Source organism: Bacillus sp. TE8-1, from assembly GCF_008368855.1.
Classification (GTDB): domain Bacteria; phylum Bacillota; class Bacilli; order Bacillales; family Bacillaceae_G; genus Bacillus_A; species Bacillus_A cereus.
This window is the reverse complement of sequence record NZ_QPET01000018.1, coordinates 87,240-94,450: the sequence shown is the minus strand read 5'-3', so window position 1 is coordinate 94,450 and position 7,211 is coordinate 87,240. Positions and strand designations below refer to the sequence as shown.

The following is a 7,211-nucleotide window of genomic DNA, read 5'->3' as shown; positions in this document are numbered from 1 at the left end:
GGTGCTACTGGACCTCAGGGTGTTCAAGGTAACACGGGCGCTACCGGACCTCAAGGCATTCAAGGACCAACGGGTGCTACCGGCGCTACTGGCATAGGAGTTACTGGACCTACTGGACCTTCTGGTGGACCTACCGGACCTACTGGGCCAACTGGACCTAGCTTCCCTATAGCAACAATTGTTGTAACAAACAATATTCAGCAAACAGTACTGCAATTTAATAACTTTATTTTTAGTACTGCAATTAACGTAAACAATATTATCTTCAACGGCACAGATACAGTTACTGTTATTAACGGTGGTATTTATGTAATTAGCGTATCCATTTCTACAACTGCGCCAGGATGCGCTCCACTCGGAGTAGGCATTTCAATTAATGGAGCAGTCGCAACTGATAATTTCTCTTCAAATTTAATAGGCGACTCACTTTCATTTACTACAATCGAAACATTAGCAGCTGGTGCAAGAATTTCTGTTCAATCTACTCTTAATGAGATTACGATCCCTGCGACAGGAAATACTAATATCCGCCTTACTGTATTTAGAATCGCTTAAATTTCATCATATATTGTTTATGACAAATAAAAAAAGAGCGAGGAAACTCGCTCTTTTTTGTTATGTACAATAATTCATTACTATTCTAATTCAATTGAAACATTTTTTTGTGGTACAAATGTAGAAATTGCATGTTTATAAATAAGCTGCTGCTTACCTTCTGTTTCCAGCAGGACTGTAAAATTATCAAATCCTTTAATTAGTCCACGAAGCTGGAAACCATTTAATAAGTACAGCGTAACAAACGTATTTTCTTTACGGAGTTGATTTAAAAACTGATCTTGAATATTGATTGATTGCTTCATGTCGAATCCTCCTCTTTTTCTCTACTTACTATTATTCGACTTTACTTGTAACTTTCCTTCTATGTATCGTAAAATTTCTGACGTTTTTTCACCGTCTGTAACATCAAACCACGTGACATCCATTTTATTACGGAACCACGTTAATTGACGTTTTGCATAACGACGCGAATTCGTCTTTAATTGTGACACCGCATCTTCTAAAGAGGCTCGATTCTCAAAATAATCATAGATTTCTTTATATCCAATCGCTTGAATAGATTGACAATCTCGTATCCCTCTATTATACAGCCCTTCTACTTCCTCTAATAGGCCTTGTTCCATCATCAAATCCACTCGTAAGTTAATGCGATCGTATAGCATTTCTCGATCCATTGTCAAGCCAATTAATGAAACATCATAGAGTAACTCTTTTTCTTGTTTCTCAATTTGGTCACTCATTTTTTCACCCGTCATGTGGAAAATTTCTAACGCCCGAATGACACGTCGTGCATTATTTGCATGAATACGCTCCGCACTTTCTGGATCTACTTCTTGCAATTTTTTATGTACATATTCCACACCGCGTTCTAAAGCTAACTTTTCCATTTGCTCTCGGTATATCACATCACCAGCATCATCTGTAAACTGATAATCGAATAAAACAGATTGTATATAAAGACCGGTCCCACCAACTATAATTGGTAATTTACCACGTTCTGTAATTTCTCGAATATGCTTGCGAACACGTTCTTGAAATTCCGCGACAGAAAATGAATCTTCCGGATTTTTTATATCGATCATATAATGTGGAATTCCGTCCATCTCTGCTTTTGTTACCTTTGCAGTTCCAATATCCATCGTTCGATAGATCTGCATGGAATCACCACTAATAATTTCACCGTTCAACGCTTTGGCAAGATCGATACTTAACTTCGTCTTTCCAACAGCAGTTGGTCCAATGATGACAGCAACTTTTTCACGTTGCACTTCTCCCATATCATTCAACTCTCTTTATGTAATATACTCCATCTATTGATTATACCCAATCTTACCAATTTTAACGGCATGATTGCAAGTTCTTTCATTTCGGTACATGAAATTATACAGAAAAAAGAACATAGTTTGTCCAATTCTGCATATACATGATAAAAATAGTTTCGAGAGGATGAGTTAACTATGAAACAATCCACCATCAATTTTTCATCTTTGACAAAAGACCTCATTTTAGCCACTTCTACAAAAGAACAAAATTGTTCACAAGAGGAATTATACTTCGCCCTAAATTGTTTACTACGGGCTTTTCATTCTACTCTCCATGAAACAACATTACATCCAGAAAATAAAAATACAGAATATATACAAACGCAATTTTGCAGTGCATATAAAATTATTACAGGTAAAACTATTTATCCATTTCAATAATCCATAAAAAGCGGCTGCTTACATAGTTTCAAGCAACCGCTTTTTATATTAATATCGATAACCTATTGTATAACTTTCACTTTTACAGATTTGCGCCCCCAGCTATTAGCACTACCATCTGAACCGACTAATACATCAATACGATTTCCTTTAATCGCACCACCAGTGTCTCCAGCAATCGCTTCTCCATATCCTTCTACCCATACTTTTGATCCAAGCGGAATTACTTTCGGATCAACAGCAATTACTTTCATATTTGGATTTGCTGTTAAATCATGCCCCATTGCAGTTAATACACGACCACCATACGAACCATTCTCACTCGGATCTGCTGTATATGCCGTCGCTTCTACTGTAATTTCACGACTACCAGTAGGCGCACTTGTTTCAGTAGATTTTGCAACTGGTTTTGCAGCCGGTTTTTCTTTTACCACAGGTTTACTTGATTCTACATTCTTAATAGAATCGTTACTCTTAACAGACTCTTTATTCTTAACCACTGTATTATTTTTAACTGGCGTATTTGTTCTAGCTGGCGCTTCTTCTTGAGCTACAACCTCTTTCTTTTCGATCACAGGTGCTGTTCCTGTTAAAAATGGCACGTGAACATATCCAACTTTTCCATTGTAGTCGAATTGTAACCATTCATTTTGAACTTGATTCGTCGTTTCAATCACATCATTTTTATTAAGTTTACCTAAAATTTCAGAATCAGTATTCGCTCCAGCACGAACATTTAATACGCCTGCCGTTACATAATATGTGCTCTTTGTAAAATCGGCACTTACAAACGCTTCCTTACCGTTCAACTTAATTTTTGTCCATCCATTTTCTGTATTTATAACATCTAGTGTATTCCCACTGAACACTTTACCTACAAGCTTTGACTCTACATTTGGGTTTTCTCTAACATTTAATACGTCTGTTGTTACAATTGTTTCCGCTTTAGCAGAACCCGCAAAAATCCCAAGACCAAAAACTGCTGCTGTTGCTATACCTAATAATTTTTTCATGAATAGCCTCCATTTGCTTTGTTTTCGTATTTTCATTATAGCAACAGATTTTTAGAATTTTTAGAAATCACACAATTACAAAGCATTCGTAATATACGATTAACGAGTTGTAACATAAATTTCCATATTAATAAAATGTATTCCTCATACAATCTCCAGTGGTTTTCATATATTTTTCATATACGAGCACAAGAACTTTTTTCCAGAAAAAATTACAGTGTTACTTTTTTGTTACAAAAAATTCACAATTCGTTACATCTTTTACCAAAAAACATCAATATTCAATTGTTAACCTATTTTTTTGTAATAAAAAGAGAGCAGCTACTAAAAACTGCTCTCTTTTTATTTGTTATTGAACTTTCTTTTTCCAAACACCTAGCATAACAGCCGAAACAATTGTTCCAATTAATATAGAGAAAATATATAGTAACGGTTTATTTACTAACGCTATTACAAATAATCCACCATGCGGTGCCGGTAATGTAATTTGGAATAACATAGATAACGCACCTGCAATACTTGAACCAACAACACAACTTACGATTACTCGAACCGGATCTGCAGCAGCAAACGGAATCGCACCTTCTGTAATGAACGATGCTCCCATAATATAATTGGTTAAACCAGATTTACGTTCCGCTTCTGTAAACTTTGATTTAAAGAATGTAGTTGCGAATGCAATCGCAAGTGGCGGTACCATCCCACCAGCCATAACTGCTGAGTGCACTCCAAAATTCTGTGCTTCTATTGCAGCAATACCAAACGTAAATGCCGCTTTATTAATTGGCCCCCCCATATCAATTGCCATCATACCACCTAAAATAAGACCTAGTAATATAGCATTCGTACCGTTTAAACCATTTAACCACCCTGTCAACATTTCATTTAATGCTACTACAGGCGGAATTACTACTTTTTGCATTACAACTCCTGTAATCAATAATCCAAAGACTGGATATAACAATACAGGTTTAATTCCTTCTAATTGTACTGGTAGTCCTGAAAATAATCTTTTCAACCCTAAAACAATATATCCAGCTAAGAAACCAGCAATTAACCCACCTAAAAATCCAGCATTCGCATTCGCCGCTAAAAATCCACCTACAACACCAGGCATAAAACCAGGACGATCAGCAATAGAACTTGCAATAAATCCAGCTAAAATTGGTACAAGGAATAAAAACGCACCTGTTTTTCCTCCACCAATTGACATGAACAATTCAGCTAAAGGACCTTCCGCCTTTATACCACCAAACGAAAACGCTAGCGCTATTAAAATCCCGCCGCCAACAACGAATGGAAGCATATTACTTACACCGCTCATTAAATGCTTATAAATTCCTAATCCTTTTTCTCCCTCAATACTTTCTGATTTCCCGTCCTCTTTTACACCTTTAAAGATTGGTGCATCTTGTTTGACAGCTCGCTTAAGCAGATTTTCCGTTTTTCGAATCCCATCAGCAACTGGCACTTGAATGACATGTTTACCAGCAAAACGATTCATTTCTACTTGTTTATCCGCCGCAACAATAATAGCTGTTGCACGTTCAATATCCTCTTTCGTTAAACCGTTTTTAATACCTGTTGATCCGTTTGTTTCAACTTTAATCGCTATTCCTAACTCTGTCGCTTTTGCTTTTAAGCTATCCGCTGCCATATATGTGTGAGCGATTCCAGTTGGACAAGCTGTAACAGCAAGTACGTACGGTTCATTTCCTTCTGGTTTTGCGACTTCAATCTCTTCTTCTTTTTCATTCTCTTTTTCATCAAATAGTTGAAGAAGCTCACTTTCATCCTTTGCTTCTAATAGTTGCTTGCGAAATCCTTCATCCATTAATAATGTCGATAAACGAGACAACGTTTCTAAATGAGTATTATTCGCTCCTTCACTTGCAGCAATCATAAAGAATAAGTGTGCTGGCTGTCCGTCAAGCGACTCATAATTGATACCGCTTACACTTCTACCAAAACAAATCGATGGTTGTTTAACAGCCTTTGTCTTCGCATGAGGTATTGCAATACCTTCCCCTATTCCAGTCGTACTTTGGGACTCCCGCTTTAAAATAGCTTCTTTAAATTCCGTTTTACTATTTAAACGATTTGCCCCGTTTAATTTCTCAACTAATTCATCTATGACAGCTTCTTTATTTGAAGCTGTCAAATCCATAATGACTGTATCCCTTTTTAATAGTTCTGTAATTTTCATATGTTGCTTCCCCCTATCGCTTAGCTACAATTACTTGCGACAATAATTCTTCTACTTTTTCCTTCTTACATAAATCAGCTGAAAATGCTGTTGCACTCCCTGTTGCAACGCCGTATTGAAATGCCTTTTCAATATCTTTTGTCTGTTCATATTTGCCTACAAACCCTGCAACAAGAGAATCCCCGGCCCCAACTGAATTAATTACAACACCTTTTGGAACAGTCGCTTCATATATACCTTCTGCCGTAAATAATAAAGCTCCCTCTCCAGCCATCGATACGATAACGTATTTTACACCTTGTTCAATTAATTTTCTTCCATAAGGTAAAACGTCCTCTACTGTTGAAAGCTCCACTCCAAACAACTCACCAAGTTCATGATGATTTGGCTTAATTAAAAATGGCTTATTTTTAATTACATGTTGCAGTGCACTTCCACTTGCATCTACTACTACACGAATACCTTTTTCAGCTCCAAACGCAGCAATTGATTCGTAAAAGGTACTTGGAATAGAAACCGGTACACTCCCAGCAAGTACAACACAATCTCCAGGTTGCATACTCTCAATTTTTTTCATTAACTGTTCGAACTGCTCTTTTGTTACAATAGGACCTTGGCCATTTAATTCTGTTTCTTCTTCCCCTTTTATTTTCACATTAATGCGAGTATCTTCATCTACTTGGACGAAGTTTGTTGTTACACCTTCCGTCTGTAATACCTCTTTAATAAATTGACCAGTAAATCCACCAGTAAATCCAAGTGCTATATTTTTAACACCTAAACGCTGAAGAACACGAGAAACATTAATTCCTTTTCCTCCAGGAAACTTCATATCTTTTTCCGCTCGATTTATTGTTCCTAAATCAAAAGAAGAAACTTGCACTACATAATCAATAGATGGGTTTAAAGTAACTGTATAGATCATTGTTTATCAGCCTCAATTACATTGGTTTGTCTTTTATATTTTTCTAAATCAATTTCTAAATGGTTTGTAATAATATTTGCATCTTCAACATTTGCAATTTTCGCAAATGCAACTTCTGAAAACTTACTTTCATCAATTAAGAAATATCCTTCGTTTGCTAATGTTAATGCCATTTGTTTTAAGAGCGCTTCTTCTGGATCTGGCGTTGTAAAGCCAAGCTGTTCATGTACACCATTTGCACCTAAAAAACATTTATCAAAACGATACTTCTGCATACTTTCCTGTGCCATAGCACCGATTAAAGCTTTCGTCCTACTCTTCATCATTCCGCCTAGTAAATACGCACGAATATTATTTTCAACTAAAGCTTCAATATGCATAAGTCCATTCGTAACGACAGTAACATCTTTATTTATTAAAAATGGAATCATTTCAAATGTTGTACTTCCTGCATCTAAATAAATACAATCACCTTGTTCAATAACGCTAGCCGCATACTTAGCAATTTGTTGTTTTATTTGAATGTTTTTGGATGATTTTTCAACCATCGTTGGTTCTTGCCCTTTTCCTGTTAAAACAGCGGCACCACCATGAACTCTTTTTAATAACCTTTGCTTTTCCAATTGCGCTAAATCACGGCGAATTGTCGATTCAGAGCTTTCTGTTCTTTCAACTAATTGCTGTAATTTTACAACTTTCTGTTCTTTTACAAGTTGCAATATCATTTGATGACGTTCAGGAGTTAACATTTTATTCACCTCTTCTTTGATTACAGTATAATGAAAACGGTCACAAAAATCAACCGT

At 36.2% G+C, this 7,211-nt stretch carries 8 protein-coding genes; 2 read left to right on the top strand and 6 right to left on the bottom strand.

Annotation, left to right across the window (positions count from 1 at the left end; translation table 11 throughout):
- The coding region (locus tag DN404_RS18695) for a collagen-like protein (protein WP_000430214.1) at positions 1 to 555 on the top strand (555 nt) is incomplete at its 5' end.
- Positions 556 to 635: 80 nt separating this feature from the next.
- On the opposite strand, the gene hfq is transcribed toward DN404_RS18695, so the two are convergent.
- Both hfq and miaA read right to left on the bottom strand, forming a co-directional pair.
- Positions 636 to 860, bottom strand: coding sequence for an RNA chaperone Hfq (gene hfq, locus DN404_RS18690; protein ID WP_000813896.1), 225 nt, complete (start codon positions 858 to 860; stop codon positions 636 to 638).
- 21 nt (positions 861 to 881) lie between these two features.
- Complete coding sequence (miaA, locus tag DN404_RS18685; RefSeq protein WP_006922262.1) at positions 882 to 1,835, bottom strand: tRNA (adenosine(37)-N6)-dimethylallyltransferase MiaA; 954 nt, start codon at positions 1,833 to 1,835, stop codon at positions 882 to 884.
- Between the two features lie 180 nt (positions 1,836 to 2,015).
- Here miaA and DN404_RS18680 point away from each other — a divergent pair, with 180 nt between their 5' ends.
- Entirely contained in the window at positions 2,016 to 2,261 is a 246-nt protein-coding gene (locus tag DN404_RS18680; protein WP_000814429.1) for a hypothetical protein, read from the top strand.
- 62 nt (positions 2,262 to 2,323) lie between these two features.
- Here DN404_RS18680 and entD read toward each other — a convergent pair whose 3' ends face one another.
- From entD to DN404_RS18660, 4 genes are all read right to left on the bottom strand, one after another.
- Complete coding sequence (entD, locus tag DN404_RS18675) at positions 2,324 to 3,274, bottom strand: cell wall-binding protein EntD (protein ID WP_149215325.1); 951 nt, start codon at positions 3,272 to 3,274, stop codon at positions 2,324 to 2,326.
- Positions 3,275 to 3,623: 349 nt separating this feature from the next.
- Positions 3,624 to 5,480 (bottom strand): PTS fructose transporter subunit IIABC, encoded by a 1,857-nt coding sequence (locus tag DN404_RS18670; RefSeq protein WP_149215324.1) that lies wholly within the window; start codon positions 5,478 to 5,480, stop codon positions 3,624 to 3,626.
- A 13-nt stretch (positions 5,481 to 5,493) separates the two neighbouring features.
- Positions 5,494 to 6,405, bottom strand: a complete 912-nt coding sequence (gene pfkB, locus DN404_RS18665) for a 1-phosphofructokinase (RefSeq protein WP_048535082.1) — start codon at positions 6,403 to 6,405, stop codon at positions 5,494 to 5,496.
- Positions 6,402 to 7,154 (bottom strand): DeoR/GlpR family DNA-binding transcription regulator, encoded by a 753-nt coding sequence (locus DN404_RS18660; RefSeq protein ID WP_048535084.1) that lies wholly within the window; start codon positions 7,152 to 7,154, stop codon positions 6,402 to 6,404. Before DN404_RS18660 ends, pfkB begins: the two co-directional genes overlap by 4 nt.
- Between the last annotated feature and the right edge of the window lie 57 nt (positions 7,155 to 7,211).